Source organism: Cellulomonas sp. P4_H4, assembly GCF_056400865.1.
Map to the genome: position 1 here is coordinate 150951 of NZ_JBFUKL010000003.1, position 17184 is coordinate 168134.

The window sequence follows — 17184 nt, forward strand, 5'->3', positions numbered from 1 at the left end:
GGAATGTCTGTCGGGCACTCACCCTACCGCCCGGATCGTCCCTCCCGAGCCGGGTCGACTGTGGCGGCGAGCACCTCGACGAGCAGCGGCCGGACCATCTCCGCGGGCAGCGCCTCGAGCGTCGCCATCACCGTGGCGAGCTCGTCGGGAAGCCCCTGCGTGAGCACTCTCTGCGCCAGCGACGGGTCGGGTGACGCGGGCGGCAGCCCACGCACGGCGCCCGCTGCGGCGACCAGGGTCGCGACGAGCTCGTCGACCACCTGCAGCGTGACCGGCGTGACGGTGAGGTGAGCGGTGCGCGGCAGCACGGAGCCGTCGGGCTGGGTCATGGCCGGCTGCGCCTGGAGCAGGAAGCCCCGCCTGCGCACCTCGTCGATGAGGAGGAACGGGTCCACTCGCTCGGCAGGATCCGCCGTCGCGTCCATGGCGACCGCAACGAGCGGGCCGGTCGGCTCCCCGACGACGCGCAACCCGTCGATCTGCCCGACGGCCGTCGCGATGGTCGACGTCGCGGCCCGCGTCGCCGCGACGAGCTCGCCCAGCCCGTCGGTCCCCAGGACCTGGAGCACCGCCCAGGCGGCCGCCATCGACCCCACGCCTCGCGAGCCGAGCATGGTCGGGTTCACGACCGGGTAGCCCGGCCATGCGGTCGTCGCGAAGTACTGCGCCCGGTGCTGCTCGCGGGAGCGGTAGAGCACGACCGAGGCGCCCTTCGGAGCGAAGCCGAACTTGTGCAGGTCCGCCGAGATGGAGGTGACGCCGGGTACGGCGAGGTCCCACGGCTCGTCGACGTCGCCCCACCACGGCAGGACCCATCCGCCGATGCACGCGTCGACGTGCACCGGGACCCCCGCGCTCGCGGCGACCTCGGCCACGGGGTCGATCACTCCGAACGGGTAGCTCGGCGCGCTGACGACGACCAGCGACGTCCGCTCGTCGACCCTGGCGAGCACGTCGGCGGCCGACGGCGCACCGGTGCGGGAGTCGACGGGGACGGCGACGACGTCGAGGTCGAGGTAGTGCGCGGCCTTGTGGAACGCCGGGTGCGCGGTCGTCGGCAGGACGAGCGTCGGGCGCGCGGTCGAGCCGTTCGATGCCCGCCACAGGTCGCGCGCCGACTTGACGGCCAGCATGCACGACTCGGTGCCGCCCGAGGTCACCGAGCCGACCGTGCCCTCGTCGCCGTGCATCACGTCCCGGGCGAAGCCCACGATGCGGCTCTCGAGCTCGGCGACCGACGTGAACGTGGTGGGGTCGAGCCCGTTGACCGGGAGGAACATGCGCACCGCGTCCGCCGCGACCTCGTCCAGGTCGGTGCGGCCCGGGTCGTAGACGTAGGACAGGATGCGGCCGCCGTGGGTCGGCGGGTCGGCCGCACGCCACGACGCCAGGTCGGCGAGGACGTCGGCGGACAGGCGACCAGGACGACGGTCGATGCTCACGAGTGGACCTCCAACGGGTCGCCCTGGTCGACGACGTCCGCCGACAACGGGTAGCGCAGCAGGGGCACGAGGCTCGCGAGGGCGAGCACCGCCGGTAGGAGCGAGAAGGCCAGCGAGATCCCGGTCAGCGCCCCGGTGGGCTGCGCCACGGTCTCGTCGGCGGTCGTGGAGACGAACCCCGTCACCGCCAGCATGCCCAGCACGAGCGTCGGACCGAGGGCGAGCCCGGCGGTCTCTCCCGCCGTCCACACCCCACCGAGCACGCCGGCACGGTCCTCGCCGCGCTCCCGCGCGTCCACCGCGGCCACGTCCGGGAGCATCGCGAGCGGGTACAGCTGCATCCCTGCGTAGGCCACGCCCGCGAGGGCCACGCACGCGTAGACCCACCCCCCGGGCGCCCAGCGCATCGGGACCAGCGCGAGGGCGGCGGTCGCGAACACGATCGTGGCGCCGACGAACGACCGCTTCTTCCCGAAGCGTCGCGCGAGTCGTGTGCCGAGCGGCATGACGAGGAGGGCAGGGGCGACGAGCGCGACGAACAGGTAGGTCACCGCACCCTCGGAGCCCAGCGTGTACGTCGCGACGTACTGAGCTCCGGCGAGCATCGCGCCGGTGGCGAGTGCCTGCAGCACGAACGCCCCGAGCAGGCGGCGGAACGCCGGGATCTCGCGCAGGGCCGCCCGGCCCTGCCGCAGCGCGTCGCCGCGAGCGTGCGGGGCCGGCTTCTCAGCAGCGATCCGTGCGCGTCGCGGGGCCCCCCACCACGCGGCGAGCATGCCCAGGCCGATCGTCACACCACCGACCACACCCATGACGGCGTAGCCGGCGCGGCCCCCGCCGGCGGCGTCCCGCACCAGCGGGCCGCCCGCGCCGAAGGCCAGGATCGCGACCGCCAGCACGGCGATCCGCGGCGCGAGCAGCCGGGTGCGCGACGCGTAGTCCGGGGCGATCTCCGCAGGCAGGGCGATGTAGGGCACCTGGAAGATCGAGAACGCGGTCGCGGCCGCGACGAAGGCGAGCACGACCCATGTCGCGGCCGACGCTCCCTCCAGTGCTCGGGGCGTCGCGAAGACCGCAGCGAACAGGAGCGGAAGAGCCAGCGCACCCGTGAGCAGGAAGGCCCGTCTGCTGCCGTGACGAGCCGCCGAGGCATCCGAGCGGGCACCGATGAACGGGTCGATCACGACGTCCCACAGCTTCGGCACCGTCACGACCAGACCCGCGATCCCCGCGGCGACGCCGAGCGTGTCCGTCAGGTAGTAGGCCAGCACGAGACCGGGCAGGGTGCCGAAGCCGCCCGTCGCGACCGAGCCGAGTGCGTACGAGGTGATGGTGCGCCGCGGCAACGCTGCCGGGCCAGGAACGGTCGTCACCGCGCCATGATGACAGCCGCCTGGCAGCCCTCCGCACGTGCTCCAGTCACAACCGGGTGACGGAACTCTGACTGCGGTCACCCGGATGCCACGTCACGTGAGGCGTGCTGGGTGACGATGTCCACTTCGTGCTGGCATCTGTACCGACATGGGTCACCGTCCTGCAGCTCCTCGCTGCGGGCGTCGTGGGTGGCTTCTGCGCTCTGCAGTGGGTGTGGTGGCGCGGCGAGGTACGGCCGGCTGGAGCCGCGTGGTCCTTCGCCCTCTCGCTCGACATGGCGCTCGTGCTGGCGGTCGGTGGGCTGTACGCACTCACGCTCCCCGGCACGTTCCAGAACATCCTCGTCTTCGTCCACGCGCAGCTCATCGCGGCCTTCATCCTGTTCGCGATACCGGCCACCCGGTCGATGGCCGGCGGTCCACCGGTGCGCGCGTGGGTCTGGCTCGCAGGCGCACTGTTCGCGATCCGCGCCTCGGTCTGGTGGGTGCCCGAGGACGTGCTGCCGAGCCGCCTCGGTCCGCACGTGCTCAGCGAGGCGCTGCTGCTCGTCCCGACCCTCGTCGTCGTCGCGTACGTCGTGCTCGCGGTCGGGCCCGCGCGCCTGACGCGCTTCGGCACGCTCCTCGTCCTGGCGGGCGCCGAGTCGCTCGCCATCTTCACCGCGGGCGTCCTGACGCCCGATCCCCGGCTCGGCGGCATCTTCGCGGCACTGTGGGCCATCCCGCTGGCGGTGGCTCTCGAGATCGTCGCCTTCAGCCGCATCCGGGAGGCACAGAACGCCGCCGCCCTGCAGAACCTGATGCGCGACGCGGTCGCTCGGCTGGCGAACGCCGCCTGGTTCGTCAAGGACGCCGACGCCCTGCTGGTCAGCGCCCGCGACGAGGCGCGCACGATCCTGGTCGACCCGAGCATCGAGGGATCGCTGCGGCCCATCGCGCGGGACCGGTTCGTCGCCGAGCTGTTCTCGGCTGAGAAGGTCGACCACTCCCCGCAGGACCGAGCGTTCTTGATCGACCTCGCGCAGATCGTGTCGGCAGCCGCGGAGCGGTACCAGCTCGCCGAGCGCCTCCACGCCACCGCGTTCGCCGACTCGCTGACCCGCCTGCCCAACCGTCGATCGGTCGAGCGTCACCTGTCGGACGTCCTCGACCAGGCCAACGTCGAGCGGACGCGCGTCTCCCTCATCTACTGCGACCTCGACGGGTTCAAGGGCGTCAACGACGCACTCGGCCACGCGAGCGGCGACGCGCTGCTGGTCCGCGTCGCCGACTACCTGCGCTCCGCCCTGAAGGACCGCGAGGCGTACATCGGCCGGTTCGGTGGCGACGAGTTCGTCGTCGTCCTGTCCCGGGCACCGTCCGACGTCGACCTCGTCTCTCTGGCACGCTCGCTGCGCGAGGGCTTCCTCGACCGGACCGTGGGCAGCCGTCCGGCCCGTCTCACGGTCGGCGTCGCGACGTGGATCCCGGGCGACATCATCGACGCCGACGCGCTGGTCCGGCACGCCGACACCGCGATGCTCGAGGCCAAGCGGACCAACGCAGGATTCCGCGTGTTCGACCGCGTCCTACGCCGGCGCGTCGAAGCAGCACGCCAGCAACGGTCCGCCCTCGAGTCGGCCGTGGAAGCCGGGCACTTCACCGCGTACTTCCAGCCGATCGTCGACGCCCAGACGCTGGAGATCGTCCAGGTCGAGGCGCTCGCCCGGTGGGACCACCACGGCCACCTGATCCTGCCGGCCGACTGGATCGATCTCGCCGAGGAGTCGGGCCTCATCGTCCCGATCGGGCTCTCGGTGCTGAGCCAGGCCCGTCAGGCGCTCGAGCGCTTCCAGATGCCGGTCGCCGTCAACATCGCCGCCCGACAGCTCGCCGAGCCCGACGCGCTCGCTCAGATCGAGACCGCCTGGGGCGACGCCTTCTGGGAGCACCTGACGCTCGAGATCACCGAGAGCGCACTCGTGCAGACCATCTCGGCCGTTCCCGTGCTGTCCGAGCTGCGCGCCCGCGGCGCCCAGATCGCGGTTGACGACTTCGGCACGGGCTACAGCTCGCTGGCCCGCATCGCGCGGCTGCCCGTCGACCAGCTGAAGATCGACCGGTCCTTCGTGCGTGACATGGGGACCGACCGTGGTGCGGGCGTCGTGCGCGCCATCGTCGCCCTCGCCCAGACGCACGGGCTCGACATCGTCGCGGAGGGCGTCGAGACGCCGGACCAGCTGACGTCGCTCATCGAGATGGGCGTGACGCGCGTGCAGGGGAACTTCCTCGGACGCGCGGCTCCGGGCCTGCCCGTGCGTGGCCCGCGACCGGTCACCGGCACGATCCCGATCGTCTCGCCGGCGCGGTCCCTGCGCTCCGTGCCGACCCAGGGGTCGCCGCGCGTGAGCCCGCTCGCCACGATCCACCGCACCGTCTGACCACGCACGGAAGGAGCGCCGCCCCGGTCCTCCGGTGCGGCGCTCCTCGTAGGTTGTGCGACTCAGGCGAGCAGGGTCGGCTTCAGGTCGACGATGCGGCCCAGCAGGCCGTTGACGAACACGGGTGACTCGTCCGTGGACAGGGACCGCGCGAGCTCGACCGCCTCGTCCACCGCGACCGCGTCCGGGACGTCGTCGTTGTAGAGGATCTCCCACGTGCCGATCCGCAGCAGCGCACGGTCGACCGCGGGCATCCGGTCCAGGGTCCAGCCGTGGGCGTGCGTCGCGAGCAGCTCGTCGATGCGGCCCTGCTCGGCGATCACGCCCTCGACCAGGTCGACGGAGTACTGGGGCAGGGACGCCTCGGTGCCCGGCTCGGTGATCCGCTTTGCGAGCAGGGTCACCGGGTCGACGCCCCGCTGGTCGGCCTCGAAGAGGACGTCGAGCGCCCGCTTGCGGGCCTTGGTGCGAGCTCCCACCTCAGTCGTTCACTCGGCCGAGGTAGCTCCCGTCGCGGGTGTCCACCTTGACCTTCGTGTTCGCCTCGAGGAACAGCGGCACCTGGATCTCGTACCCGGTCTCGAGCGTCGCGGGCTTGGTGCCGGCCGACGAGCGGTCGCCCTGCAGGCCCGGCTCGGTGTACGTGACCTCGAGGACGACCGACGGCGGAAGCTCGACGTACAGGGGTGCGCCCTCGTTCGTCGCGACCATCGCGCTCTGGCTCTCCAGGAGGAAGTTGGCGACGTCGCCGACCGTGGCCTCCGGGATGTTGATCTGGTCGTACGTGTCCGTGTCCATGAACACGAAGTCGGTGCCGTCCTTGTAGAGGTACTGCATGTCGCGCTTGTCGACGTTGGCGGTCTCGATCTTCAGGCCGGCGTTGAACGTGCGGTCGACCACCTTGCCGGACAGGACGTTCTTCAGCTTGGTGCGGACGAAGGCGCCACCCTTGCCGGGCTTGACGTGCTGGAACTCGATCACGGTCCACAGCTGGCCGTCGATCTTCAGCACGGTGCCGTTCTTCAAGTCGTTGGTGGTCGCCACGATCGTCGCTTTCCTGTCGGGTGATGAGTTCTCGGAGCGGTCCGTCGGCGGCACACCCTGCCGGGCGAACCCTCAGGGCGAACGCGTCATCGACGGCCGCAGACCGCCGACCATCCTACCGTGCGGGTCAGGGGCCCCCTCACACGCGCGAGGCGATCGCCTCCAGTGCCAGGCGGTAGCCCTCGACGCCGAAACCGGCGACGGTTCCCGTGGCGACCGGTCCGATGACCGAGGTGTGGCGCCAGACCTCGCGGGCGTACGGGTTGGACAGGTGCACCTCGACGAGCACGAGACCGGCCTGCGTGATCTGCGCCGCGGCGTCACGCAGTGCGTACGAGTAGTGCGTGAACGCTGCCGGGTTGAGAGCGACGTGCGCACGCGCGTCGACGGCCTCGTGCAGCCAGCCGACGAGAGCCGACTCGTCGTCGGTCTGGCGGACCTCGGCGTCCAGCCCCAGATCGGAAGCCCACGTCTCGACGGCCGCCACGAGCTCGGCGTGCGTGGTCGAGCCGTACACCTCCGGCTCACGGACCCCCAGGCGCCCGAGGTTCGGGCCGTTGAGCACCAGCACGCGTGTCATGACCGCGAGCCTAGGACGGGCCGATCGCCGTCGAGTCGCGCCGCGCGGCTCACAGCGAGATCGCCCGCGACGGGGTGGGCGCGCCTTCGCTGACCTCGGCGTACGCAGCGGCCAGCAGGGTCGGGTCAGGACCCTCGAGGCGGACCGGCTTGCCGATGTCCTCCAGGACGACGAACCGCAGCAGGTCGCCCCGGGTCTTCTTGTCGCGGCGCATCGCGGCGAGCAGACGGTCCCACCGGTCGCCGCGGTAGGTCACCGGTAGACCGAGCGACGACAGGATCGACCTGTGCCGGTCGACGACCTCGTCGGACAGCCGGCCCGCGAGGCGAGCCAGCTCGGCGACGTAGATCATGCCGACAGAGACCGCCGCGCCGTGGCGCCACTGGAAGCGTTCGACGTGCTCGACCGCGTGGGCGAAGGTGTGGCCGTAGTTGAGGATCTCCCGCAGGCCGCCCTCCTTCAGGTCCTCGCCGACGACCCGCGCCTTCACGGCGACGGCCCGCTCGACCAGCTCCAGGAGTACGGGCGACGACGCTGCGGCAGCGGGGTCCAGCAGCACCTCGGTGTTCGCCTCGACCAGCTCGAGGATCCGGGGGTCGGCGATGAAGCCGCACTTGACCACCTCGGCCAGCCCTGCGACGAAGTCGTGCCTCGACATCGACTCGAGCGCGGCGAGGTCACAGAGCACCCCGGCGGGCGGGTGGAACGCGCCGACGAGGTTCTTGCCCTCGGGCGTGTTGATCCCGGTCTTGCCGCCGACCGCCGCGTCGACCATCGCGAGCAGCGTGGTGGGCACGTGCACCACCCGGATGCCGCGCAGCCACGTCGCCGCGACGAACCCGCCCAGGTCGGTGGTCGCACCGCCGCCCACGGTGACGACGGCGTCGCTCCGGGTGAAGTCGGCCTGGCCCAGCACCTGCCACAGGAACGCGGCCACCTGGGAGGTCTTCGCCTCCTCGGCGTCGGGCACCTCGGCGACGAAGGCCTCGTAGCCGTGCGCTCGAAGATCGTCGCGGACCGCGTCTGCGGTGGTCGCGAGGGCGGACGGGTGCACGACGAGGACGCGACGCACCCCCGGCCCGAGGACGTCGGGCAGCTCCCCGAGCAGGTGCCGGCCGATGACGACGTCGTACGGCTGCTCCCCCTCGACCCGGACGGTCCTGGTCTCGCTCACAGCGGATCCTCCTCGACGTCCTGCCGGCGCAGTGCAGCCAGCTCCATCTCGATGAGCGCGGCGACGTCCGTCGGGCGCTGGTCGTCGGTCAGGACGCGAAGGGTGGCGACCGCCTCGTAGACGGGCCGGCGAGCCTCCATCAGCGCGCTCCACTGCGCGCGAGGGTTGCCCAGCAGCAACGGACGCGACGTGTTGAACCCGACGCGTGGCGCGGCGTGCGCGAGGCTGACGTCGAGGAACACGACGACTCCACCACCGCGGCGGTAGTCGGCGAGGAACGCCTGTGTCCGGGGATCGAGGACCGCTCCCCCGCCGAGCGAGAGAACACCGTCGTGCTCGGCGAGTGCTGCGGCGACCGCCGCTGCCTCCAGCGCGCGGAACGCGGGCTCGCCGTCCTCGACGAAGATCTCGGAGATCGGCTTGCCGGCCACGGCCTCGACGTCGGCATCCGTGTCGCGGAAGGAGAGCTGCCAGCGCTCGGCGAGGGCATGGCCGACGGTCGACTTCCCCGATCCCGGGGGTCCGACGAGAACGATGTGCGGACCGGGCACGGCACTCACGCGAGAAGGTCCGGGATGGCCGCCACGTACGCCTCGAGGTTGCGCCGCACCTCGGCCACGGAGTCACCACCGACCTTCTCCAGCAACGCGTCGGCGAGCACGAGCGCCACCATCGCCTCGGCGACGACCGCGGCTGGGGGCACGGCACAGACGTCCGAGCGCTGGTGCTGGGCCTTGGCGGGCTCGCCCGTGGACGTGTCGACGGTGGCGAGCGCGCGCGGGACGGTGGAGATCGGCTTCATCGCGGCGCGGACGCGCAGCACCTCGCCGTTCGTCATCCCGCCCTCGATGCCGCCCGCGCGGTTGGTGACGCGCACGATCCGGCCGGCCTCGTCGCGCACGATCTCGTCGTGGGCCTGCGATCCGCGGCGTGCCGCCGTGCGGAAGCCGTCGCCGACCTCGACGCCCTTGATCGCCTGGATGCCCATGAGGGCGGCGGCCAGTCGCCCGTCGAGCTTGCGGTCGGCGTGCACGTACGAGCCCAGCCCGGACGGCAGTCCGTACGCGAGCACCTCGACGACACCGCCGAGCGTGTCGCCGTCCTTGTGGCACTCGTCGATCTCGGCCACCATCGCCGCCGACGCGGCCGGGTCGAAGCAGCGCACGGGGTCGGCGTCCAGGGCCACGACGTCGTCGGGCGTCGGGAGTGCGGAGCCCTCAGGGACGTCGGCGGTGCCGATGCTCACGACGTGCGACACGAGTCGGACGCCGGCGGCCTGCGCGAGGAACCGGGCCGCAACCGTGCCCAGGGCCACGCGGGTCGCCGTCTCGCGGGCGCTCGCGCGCTCGAGCACCGGCCGGGCGTCGTCGAAGCCGTACTTGCGCATCCCGACCAGGTCGGCGTGCCCGGGGCGCGGACGGGTAAGCGGCGCGTTGCGCGCCCGCAGCAGCACGTCGGCGTCCTCGACGGGGTCCGACGACATCACGTCGACCCACTTGGGCCACTCGGTGTTCCCGATCTCGACCGCGACAGGCCCACCCTGCGTCCGACCGTGCCGCACGCCGCCGAGGATCCGGACCTCGTCCTGCTCGAACTTCATCCGCGCACCCCGGCCGTAGCCGAGCCGACGACGGGCCAGCGCCTCCTGGATGTCGGAGCTCTGCACCTCGACGTCGGCCGGGAGCCCCTCGAGGATGCCGACGAGCGCCGGGCCATGGGACTCACCGGAGGTCAACCAACGCAGCATGAGCGGATCCTCCCACGACGAGGTCCACCCCCCGGGCTGACGCCCGGAGGGTGGACCGTGAGTGACGCGCGGCGGTCAGCGACCGTCGACCGGCACCAGGGGGTTCTTGCCGGGGACGGCTCCCGGGAGCGCCGGCGGTGCGGCGTTCGGGTCGACCGGGGCAGGAACACCCAGGGCGTCCGGAAGCACGTACGTGAAGCCGGTGATCACGAGCTCCTGGTCACCGACCGCCGTGGCGGGCTTGCCGCCGGAGGCGTCCGCGACGTCCTGCCCGGTACCGGTGATGCCCGAGACCAGGAACAACCGAGGCGTGGCGTTCTGGAGGTCGGCGAGGAACGCCTGTGTGTTGTCATACGTGCCCAGCACGGTGATGGAGAACTGGATCGCCGTGAATCCTGCGGGGACCGCCGGGGCTGCGGGCGGCTTGGGAGCCGCCGCGGTCGTGTCGGTCTCGGCGGTCGTGCTCTCCGTCGTCGAGGGGCTGGGCTCCGGGGCCGGCGTCTCCGGCGTCGCCGGGACGACGGCCTGCGGCACGTTCGGAGCGATCGAGGTGAGAGTGACGGCGTGCGCCACGGCGATCGTGTCGAGCTGTCGCAGGTAGTCGGTGAGCATCGCGTCCGTCGGGATCTTCACCTGGAGCGCGGCAAGCTCGGCCTTGTACTCGGGCAGCTTCTCGAAGTCGGCCTTCAGCTGGGTGACCTGCTTCCCCAGCTGGATGTTCTGGGCCTCGGTCTGGGCCGTCTGGTCTCGGACCTCGGACGTCGAGGCGAGGACGGGCGAGATCGCGAGGAACCACGACGCTGCGACGAGGAGGAGGGCGAGGACGAGAGTCCCGCCGATCCACGTGCTCTTCTTGGCGTTACCCATGTCAGCCCTCCCCGTCAACCGGGTCGAAGCGGTGCGAGAACGCGCCGTCCGTGACCTGGACCGTCGCCGTGACGTTGTAGTAGATGCCGGACTCGTCCTCGGTGATCGAGGTGTCTGAGACCCAGGCGTCCGCGAAGCCCGGGACCGAGTTCAGGGAGTCGATCCAGGCGGAGGTGTTCGGCACGACGGTCGAGCGCGCCGTGAAACTGAGCTGGCCGATGCTCGGCGCCTGCAACGGGTCCGCCGGGGGCGCCGGTAGGGTCATCGGCGTCGAGACGGTGACGGCGTAGGTGTCGATGCTGACCTCGGCCGGGAGCACGGCCGTGAGTGCATCCACGTACGCCTTCCACTGGACGTCCGTCGCCATCCCGAGAGCCTGTGCTGTCTTGGCGTCATCGAGCGCGGCCAGGACCTGCGGAACCTCCGCGTACTTCTTCTGCTCCGCCTGGAGCCGGGCGGTCTGGTCCTGTGCCTGGGCGAGCTCGGACTTGGCAGCAGCTTCGGAGACCGAGGCCAGGGCGAACGCCGCGACGCACGCCAGGACGACGGCGATCAGGCCGATGCCGAGCATCCGCTTGATGGCGCGCAGGCCCCGTGCGGCCCGCACCTCGGGCGGCAGCAGGTTGACCTGGGGCAGGGTCCCGCTGAGCGCGGTCGCCGCGCCCGACCGGGACTTGGGACGTTCTAGCAACGTGGTCATGCGGCAACTCCGTAAGCCAGCCCCACAGGGAGGGCGATGAACGACTCGTGCCCTACCAGCGCGTCGCGCTGCACAGTCTTGGCCGACCGCAGCCCCGCGAGGGGGTCACCCAGAGTGACGGGCAGCCGGCTCGCGCTCGACAGGTACTGACCGAGCCCGGGCAGGTGCGAGCCGCCGCCGGTGAGCACACAGACGTCGATGCCGGCCCCTGCGTTGTTGCTCGAGTAGTAGACAAAGGTGTTGCGGACCGACTCGACGAGTTGGCGGACGACGCCGCTGATGGCCTCCGCTGCGTCGGCGCGGTCGGGTCCAACCTCGTACCCGATGCCGATCTCCCGCTTGAGGGCCTCGGCCTGGGGCCCGCTGATGCCCGTGGCGCTGGCCACCGCTGCGGTCACGTTCTGACCACCTGTCGGCAGCGAGCGCACGAGCCGAGGGGTGCCGTGTGAAGAGATCACGACCGTGGTGATGGACGCGCCGATGTCGACGAAGGCTGCGGTCGATCGGGACAGGTCCCCGCGCGCGAGTGCCCGATGCAGCGCGAAGGCGTTCAGGTCGACCATGCGGGGGCGTAGGCCGGCGGCTTCCACGGCCACGACGTTGGCGTTCACGGTGTCCCGCTGGGCCGCGACCAGCATGCCGTTGACGACCCGGCCGTGGGGCCCGTCGTACTCCGCGGTAGGGAAGTAGTCGAGGAGCGCATCGTCCGTCGACATCGGCAGCATGTCGCCGACCTGGAACGGCAGTGACGCCTTGAGCTGGGCGAGAGGCATCCAGGGAAGGTCGAGCTCGCGGACGATGACCCGCTGGTTGCCGACGCCGATGATGACGTCCTTGGACTCGAACTTGGTCTGGGCCCAGAGCTGGCGCAGAGAGCTCGCGACGACCTCCGTCTGGACGACCTCGCCGTCGCGGACGGCGCCGAGCGGCAGCGCCACCTGACCGAAGCGCACGAGCACGGGCGGCGTCTTGCCCATCGGGCCACCGCTGCCGATCTCGAGCTCCGCGGCCCGGACGCAGGACGAGCCGATGTCCAGCCCGATGACGCGTGTTGTACCCACGAGAGTCCTTCCGACGGACGTTGAGCGATCATTCGTTCTATCGGGTGACAGGGCGTGCGACTTGAGGAGAGGAACGCATTCCTGTCCGCGGGCTTCGGTGACCTCAGAAGATGCCGAGGTACGAGTCCCACAGCGGTTGACCGGCAACGATGCCGACGGCCGCCCCGAGGAGCATCCACGGACCGAACGGGATGCCGGACTTGCGTGTCGCGCGGCCGAGGGCGAGCAGGACGACCGAGAACAGGCCCCCCAGGACGAATGCCGAGAACCAGCCGATGACGAGCGCGCCCCAGCCGTACCAGCCCAGGTACAGACCGAGCACGCCCGCCAGCTTCACGTCCCCGAAGCCCATCCCCTTCGGGTACGCCAGCACGGTCAGGAAGTAGACGGTGAACATCACTGCGCCGCCCACCACGGCACGGACGAGCGCCGGCCAGTCGGCCGGGCCGCCCGGGTTCCAGCTCGCGAGCGCCAGCAGCACCAGCGCCACCGGGTACGCGGGGAGCACGATCGCGTCCGGCAACCGCTTGGTGTCGAGGTCGATCAGCGCGAGCGCGACGGAGATCGCGGCGAGGAACAGCAGCGCGGGCAGCACCCAGGTGGGCCCGGCGAACCAGGCGGTGAGTGCGAACAGCACCCCGGTCCCGAGCTCGACCAGCGGGTAACGGGCCGAGATCGACGTCCCGCAGTCCCGGCACCGGCCGCGCAGGACCAGCCACGAGACGACCGGCACGTTGTCGCGCCGCCGGATCGCGTGCCCGCAGGTCGGGCACGCGCTGGGTGGGTGGACGACCGACTCCCCGCGCGGGACGCGCCAGACGACGACGTTGAGGAACGACCCGATCAGCAGCCCGAGGACCCCGACGAGCGCGACGGCGAACAGCTCCACGCCCCGATCAGCCGCCCGAGTAGTCGAGCCACAGCGCGGTGGTGATCACGCTGGTGAAGGCCGAGTCGGCCTTGGCGTCGTAGTAGACGGCGGGGTTCTTCACCTCGGACGACGTGATCAGACCGTAGTTCGGCCCCGTGGTCGGGGTCGCGCACTGGTCGGCGGCGAGCACCGAGCCGACCGCACCCTGGCTCGACGTCTCCATCTGGATCTGGTCTCCGGCGACGAACATGCCGCTGCTGATCGGAGCGGTCATCTGGCCCGCGGTGAAGTTGGACGTGGTCACGAGGTCGCTGTCGGCGAAGAGCCACTGCCCCCCGAACGCCGTGCGATCGATCGCGTAGTGGTCCCACGTGATGTTCCCGTAGCGCTTGGTGGAACAGTCCGTCGGGTTCTGCGCGGCAGCGATGACGGTCAGGTGATCCACGGTGGCGTTGCCGTTCCCGTTGACGACGTTTCCCTGATCGACGTAGTACGTCCCAGAGATGACATCGCGCGTCGCGGTCCACGTGTGAGTGCCGAGATCGAACTCCCACCCACGGAACGACCCCCCGGAGGCGAGGCTGGCGCCTGCTGCGGTGCCGGTGCACGGACCCGAGGCCGAGTAGTTGCGCACCTCGCCACCGTGGCACAGGTCGTACCACTCTGCGAGTGCCGTGGCGTCGAGCGTCCCCGCCTGCCTGTAGAGGCTGCTCGCGGAGATACGAGGAACCTGCTGCGCGGGCTGGGACTGCACGGCGCCGCCGTTGCCGGAGTTCGCGGCGTTGTAGAACTTGTTCGAGGAGAAGCTCGACGAACCGGTGCTCGAGACGGGGCCGTAGACCGTCGGGTTGCCGACGCCGCTGACGACACCGTTGGCGTGCACGCCAGCCAACGAGGGGTCGGTGCCGGCGGCGCTCGTGACGGTCGTCGACGACGACAGTCTCAGGTTGCCGGCAGAGAGGATGGCGAACTGCGGCCGGTAGGGCATGAAGACGTACTCGTCCTTGACCAAGCGCGTGCGCTTGGGGTCGTCGAACGAGGGTGTCGCCGACAGGGCGTACACCCGGCCGTACTTGAGGTTGGTCGAGGGCGGCTTGAGCACCACGAACTCGCCACCGTCGCCCTGCTGCCGGCAGCTGGTGTTCGTCGCGATGGCGTCGAGGTGCGTCCGGGCCCAGGTGCGCTCGGCGTCCTCGGAGGAGAAGACCCCGTCCGCACCCTCCCCCGACGCGGGAAAGGAGATCTCTGCGTCGTTGCACAGTAGGGTCCCGCCCAGCGCCGTCGTCGTCGCGGGGATGGGATAGTCCGCACCGAGAGTCGTGAACGACTCCTGGATCTTGCCGAGGGCGAAGTCGATGCCTGTCTCGGACGTTGCGAGCCCCTTCTCGAACGACTGCCGGTTGCTGCTCTGCTTGACCCCGTTGATCGCCAGCCCGATGGCCGCGGTCGCGATGAGGAAGACGAACACGCTGACCCCGATGACGAGGATCAGGCCGACACCCTGGTCGCCCTGCGCTCGAAGCCGGATCGCCCGGCGCACCTTGCCGATCATGGTCACCCCTTGTTTCGGAGCCGCGCGGAGAATTCGACGCTTCGCGGGTTCGCGCCGCGGCCGACGATGGTGTCGTACGTCAATGTGATGTCGACCTGCTGCGCGGCGGTCGGAAGGACGTTGGCCGCAATGAGTCCACTACCGTCCCTGTACCCGAACACCGCGTCGACGATGAGCGACGAGGCCTGCTGGTGCCGCGTCTGCGGGGTGCCGTCCTTGCCGGTGACGCGCCACACGTCGTGGTGCACCCCGTCCACGTTCTGCTCCAGCCGCCACGTGATCCACTCACCAGGCTGCTCCACGTAGTCGGAGTTCGAGTCCACCCAGACCTGCAGATGGGCCGCGCAGTACGGGTCAGCGCTCGAGGCATCAGCGGGATCCGCGAGTCCGCCGTCGCAGACCACTCCACGCGACTCCCGGACGTCGCGGGCGATCCGGTCGAACACGATCTTCGCGTCAGAGAGGCCTGACTCCTCATCGTCCACGTGCGTCAGGACGCGGGTCGACTGGATCACGGCTCCCAGCACGAGCGACGAGACGACGCCCATGAGGATCATCGTGACCAGGAGCTCGATGAGCGTGACGCCGCGGTCGCCGGCTCGGCGACTCGTCTGGAGGGCCTCCCTGAGTCGGTTCACTTGACGTTCACCGTCAGGGACGCCGGCATCATCGTCGCGTCGTAGCCCAGCCGGAGGGTCGTCGACAGGGCCACACGGACGTGCAGCTGACTGTTCTTGCTCACCTGCTGCGCCGACATGGACGGCAGCTGCACCGCCACCTGTTGGAAGCCTGCGCAGCCGGAGGTCACGGTGCCCGAGGTGTACGCCAGGACGTGGCTGTTGCCGCCCGCGGAGTTCGTCGAGTAGAGCACGACCGGCACCGAGGCGCCCGATACGGCACCGGCGGGTGCCGCGACCCAGACCTGCACGACCGACCCACCCGAGATGTTCAGCTTCGCGCCGAGGTCCATCGACCAGTCGGCGTAGCTCGTCGGGCCGCTCAGGGCGAGCAGCGCCGCAGACGAGCTGGTCGCGGACGCCACGACCTGACGACCGGTCAGGGTCGCGCTCTGGTCCGTCGAGTAGGTGCCCAGCGCGCTGTTGCTCGGGGCCGTGCCGTTCATGTCGAGCTGCGCGAGAGTCGTCGACGTCGACAAGCCCTTGTTGTGCAGGGCGTACGACTTGGCCGTGTACCCCGTCGGGGGGCTCGACGCCGGCACGGAACCAAGGGCGCAGACGACGTCCGTCGCGGACGGTGACGGACTGGGCGACCCGGAGCCGGAGGGCGTCGGTGTGGGGGCCACCGTGGGCGCCACAGCACCGGACACGATCACAGTCGTCGCGGTCGCCGTGGCCGACGCCGTGCTTGCCGTCGGCTGGGCGACCGACCGCGCAGTCACGTTCGTCGTCAACGTCGCAAGCGGGGTCGACACGCTCGTGACGCGCACCAGGTAGAACCTGAACGTGGTGCCGGGCTGGATGCGACCGGTGTCGACGACGCCGTCGCCCGAGGTATCCGTCAGAAGGGCGTCGATGCCGTCGTCGTAGTCCCCGGAGTTGTCCGTGTCGGCGTGCAGCGAGAAGCCGGTCGCACTCCCGCTGAGCGTGAGGTTCCAGCGGTCGGGGGCGCCTTTGTTCTCGAGCGTGTAGGTGTGCACGACGGTCGCGCCCGGGTTGATCGACACCGTGGACGTCGCGGGCTTGAGGGTGAAGTACGGCAGCGGGAGCCCGCGCTGGGAGTAGGCGATGACCGTCGACGTGCTCCGCGTGTGCGTCTTCCCGTTGAAAGTCCACTCGATCGACACGGTGACCCGGCGGACGAGGTCGGTACCCGTACCGTCCACCGCGGTCACGTAGCGGCGAAGTGTGAACGTCGTTTCGTTGGTCTGCGCGTCGTGCAGCGTGTCGACCGCGGAGACGCCGGCGATCGACGCGGTGACGATGGCCTCGACTGAGCCGCCGACATCGATGCAGAGGGGACCAGCGGCACAGCTCACGACGCTCGGGTCACCCGACAGCAGAGAGGCATCCACCGAGAGCGAGCCGTAGCTCATCAGCCGCAGCTCCTCGATGGCCTGCGTCATGTAGTCGGTGGCCTGCTGGTTCTGCCGGCTGTAGACCGACGAGCGCACCGCGGCGATCAGCGTCGTCGCCAGCGCGCCGAAGACGATACCCGCGATCAGCAGGGCCACGACCATCTCGATCAGACCGAAACCGCCCTCGTCGCGGCGAACATTGCTGACCAGTCGACGCATCTCGTGCCCCTTCGTTCTGAGTCGTTCCTGGTGACGGACGAGCGGTGGGGAGGAAAGGATCACCCTTTCCTCCCCACCGTCAGCGCTGGAGGTCAGCGC

General features: G+C 70.7%; 16 protein-coding genes. 1 reads left to right on the plus strand and 15 read right to left on the minus strand.

Going from position 1 to position 17184, the window contains the following annotated elements; all coding sequences use genetic code 11:
* Positions 1 to 23 precede the first annotated feature (23 nt).
* On the minus strand, positions 24 to 1442 hold the full coding sequence (locus AC1DPN_RS10795) for a pyridoxal phosphate-dependent decarboxylase family protein (RefSeq protein ID WP_477084744.1): 1419 nt from the start codon (positions 1440 to 1442) through the stop codon (positions 24 to 26).
* A complete protein-coding gene (locus AC1DPN_RS10800) occupies positions 1439 to 2815 on the minus strand; it encodes an MFS transporter (RefSeq protein WP_477084745.1) in 1377 nt (458 codons plus the stop codon). The genes AC1DPN_RS10795 and AC1DPN_RS10800 overlap by 4 nt, the downstream gene beginning before the upstream one ends.
* A 104-nt stretch (positions 2816 to 2919) precedes the next feature.
* Here AC1DPN_RS10800 and AC1DPN_RS10805 point away from each other — a divergent pair, with 104 nt between their 5' ends.
* The gene (locus AC1DPN_RS10805; protein ID WP_477084746.1) at positions 2920 to 5235 is read left to right on the plus strand and encodes a putative bifunctional diguanylate cyclase/phosphodiesterase; all 2316 of its coding nucleotides are present in this window, start codon (positions 2920 to 2922) and stop codon (positions 5233 to 5235) included.
* Positions 5236 to 5297: 62 nt separating this feature from the next.
* On the opposite strand, the gene nusB is transcribed toward AC1DPN_RS10805, so the two are convergent.
* The 13 genes from nusB to AC1DPN_RS10870 form a co-directional block, all read right to left on the minus strand.
* Complete coding sequence (nusB, locus tag AC1DPN_RS10810) at positions 5298 to 5714, minus strand: transcription antitermination factor NusB (protein ID WP_477084747.1); 417 nt, start codon at positions 5712 to 5714, stop codon at positions 5298 to 5300.
* A gap of 1 nt (position 5715) precedes the next feature.
* Entirely contained in the window at positions 5716 to 6279 is a 564-nt protein-coding gene (gene efp, locus AC1DPN_RS10815) for an elongation factor P (protein WP_028046332.1), read from the minus strand.
* Between the two features lie 139 nt (positions 6280 to 6418).
* A complete protein-coding gene (locus tag AC1DPN_RS10820) occupies positions 6419 to 6859 on the minus strand; it encodes a type II 3-dehydroquinate dehydratase (protein WP_477084748.1) in 441 nt (146 codons plus the stop codon).
* A gap of 49 nt (positions 6860 to 6908) precedes the next feature.
* Complete coding sequence (aroB, locus tag AC1DPN_RS10825) at positions 6909 to 8033, minus strand: 3-dehydroquinate synthase (protein WP_477084749.1); 1125 nt, start codon at positions 8031 to 8033, stop codon at positions 6909 to 6911.
* Positions 8030 to 8584, minus strand: coding sequence for a shikimate kinase (locus tag AC1DPN_RS10830; RefSeq protein ID WP_477085197.1), 555 nt, complete (start codon positions 8582 to 8584; stop codon positions 8030 to 8032). The genes aroB and AC1DPN_RS10830 overlap by 4 nt, the downstream gene beginning before the upstream one ends.
* A 5-nt stretch (positions 8585 to 8589) precedes the next feature.
* A complete protein-coding gene (aroC, locus tag AC1DPN_RS10835) occupies positions 8590 to 9780 on the minus strand; it encodes a chorismate synthase (protein WP_477084750.1) in 1191 nt (396 codons plus the stop codon).
* A gap of 75 nt (positions 9781 to 9855) precedes the next feature.
* Positions 9856 to 10647, minus strand: a complete 792-nt coding sequence (locus AC1DPN_RS10840; protein WP_477084751.1) for a hypothetical protein — start codon at positions 10645 to 10647, stop codon at positions 9856 to 9858.
* Between the two features lies 1 nt (position 10648).
* Positions 10649 to 11347: a PilN domain-containing protein gene (locus tag AC1DPN_RS10845; RefSeq protein WP_477084752.1), complete on the minus strand. Its 699-nt coding sequence runs from the start codon at positions 11345 to 11347 to the stop codon at positions 10649 to 10651.
* On the minus strand, positions 11344 to 12408 hold the full coding sequence (gene pilM / locus AC1DPN_RS10850) for a type IV pilus assembly protein PilM (RefSeq protein WP_477084753.1): 1065 nt from the start codon (positions 12406 to 12408) through the stop codon (positions 11344 to 11346). The genes AC1DPN_RS10845 and pilM overlap by 4 nt, the downstream gene beginning before the upstream one ends.
* Before the next feature lie 103 nt (positions 12409 to 12511).
* Positions 12512 to 13297: a prepilin peptidase gene (locus AC1DPN_RS10855; protein ID WP_477084754.1), complete on the minus strand. Its 786-nt coding sequence runs from the start codon at positions 13295 to 13297 to the stop codon at positions 12512 to 12514.
* Positions 13298 to 13304: 7 nt separating this feature from the next.
* A complete protein-coding gene (locus AC1DPN_RS10860) occupies positions 13305 to 14831 on the minus strand; it encodes a hypothetical protein (protein WP_477084755.1) in 1527 nt (508 codons plus the stop codon).
* A 2-nt stretch (positions 14832 to 14833) separates the two neighbouring features.
* Positions 14834 to 15469: a PulJ/GspJ family protein gene (locus tag AC1DPN_RS10865; RefSeq protein ID WP_477084756.1), complete on the minus strand. Its 636-nt coding sequence runs from the start codon at positions 15467 to 15469 to the stop codon at positions 14834 to 14836.
* On the minus strand, positions 15466 to 17085 hold the full coding sequence (locus tag AC1DPN_RS10870; protein WP_477084757.1) for a prepilin-type N-terminal cleavage/methylation domain-containing protein: 1620 nt from the start codon (positions 17083 to 17085) through the stop codon (positions 15466 to 15468). Before AC1DPN_RS10870 ends, AC1DPN_RS10865 begins: the two co-directional genes overlap by 4 nt.
* Between the last annotated feature and the right edge of the window lie 99 nt (positions 17086 to 17184).

Coding starts and splice junctions, on each gene's coding strand:
- AC1DPN_RS10820 (WP_477084748.1), bottom strand. CDS start 6,859: ATGACACGCGTGCTGGTGCTCAACGGCCCGAACCTCGGGCGCCTGGGG.
- aroC (WP_477084750.1), bottom strand. CDS start 9,780: ATGCTGCGTTGGTTGACCTCCGGTGAGTCCCATGGCCCGGCGCTCGTC.
- AC1DPN_RS10840 (WP_477084751.1), bottom strand. CDS start 10,647: ATGGGTAACGCCAAGAAGAGCACGTGGATCGGCGGGACTCTCGTCCTC.
- AC1DPN_RS10845 (WP_477084752.1), bottom strand. CDS start 11,347: ATGACCACGTTGCTAGAACGTCCCAAGTCCCGGTCGGGCGCGGCGACC.
- AC1DPN_RS10860 (WP_477084755.1), bottom strand. CDS start 14,831: ATGATCGGCAAGGTGCGCCGGGCGATCCGGCTTCGAGCGCAGGGCGAC.
- AC1DPN_RS10870 (WP_477084757.1), bottom strand. CDS start 17,085: ATGCGTCGACTGGTCAGCAATGTTCGCCGCGACGAGGGCGGTTTCGGT.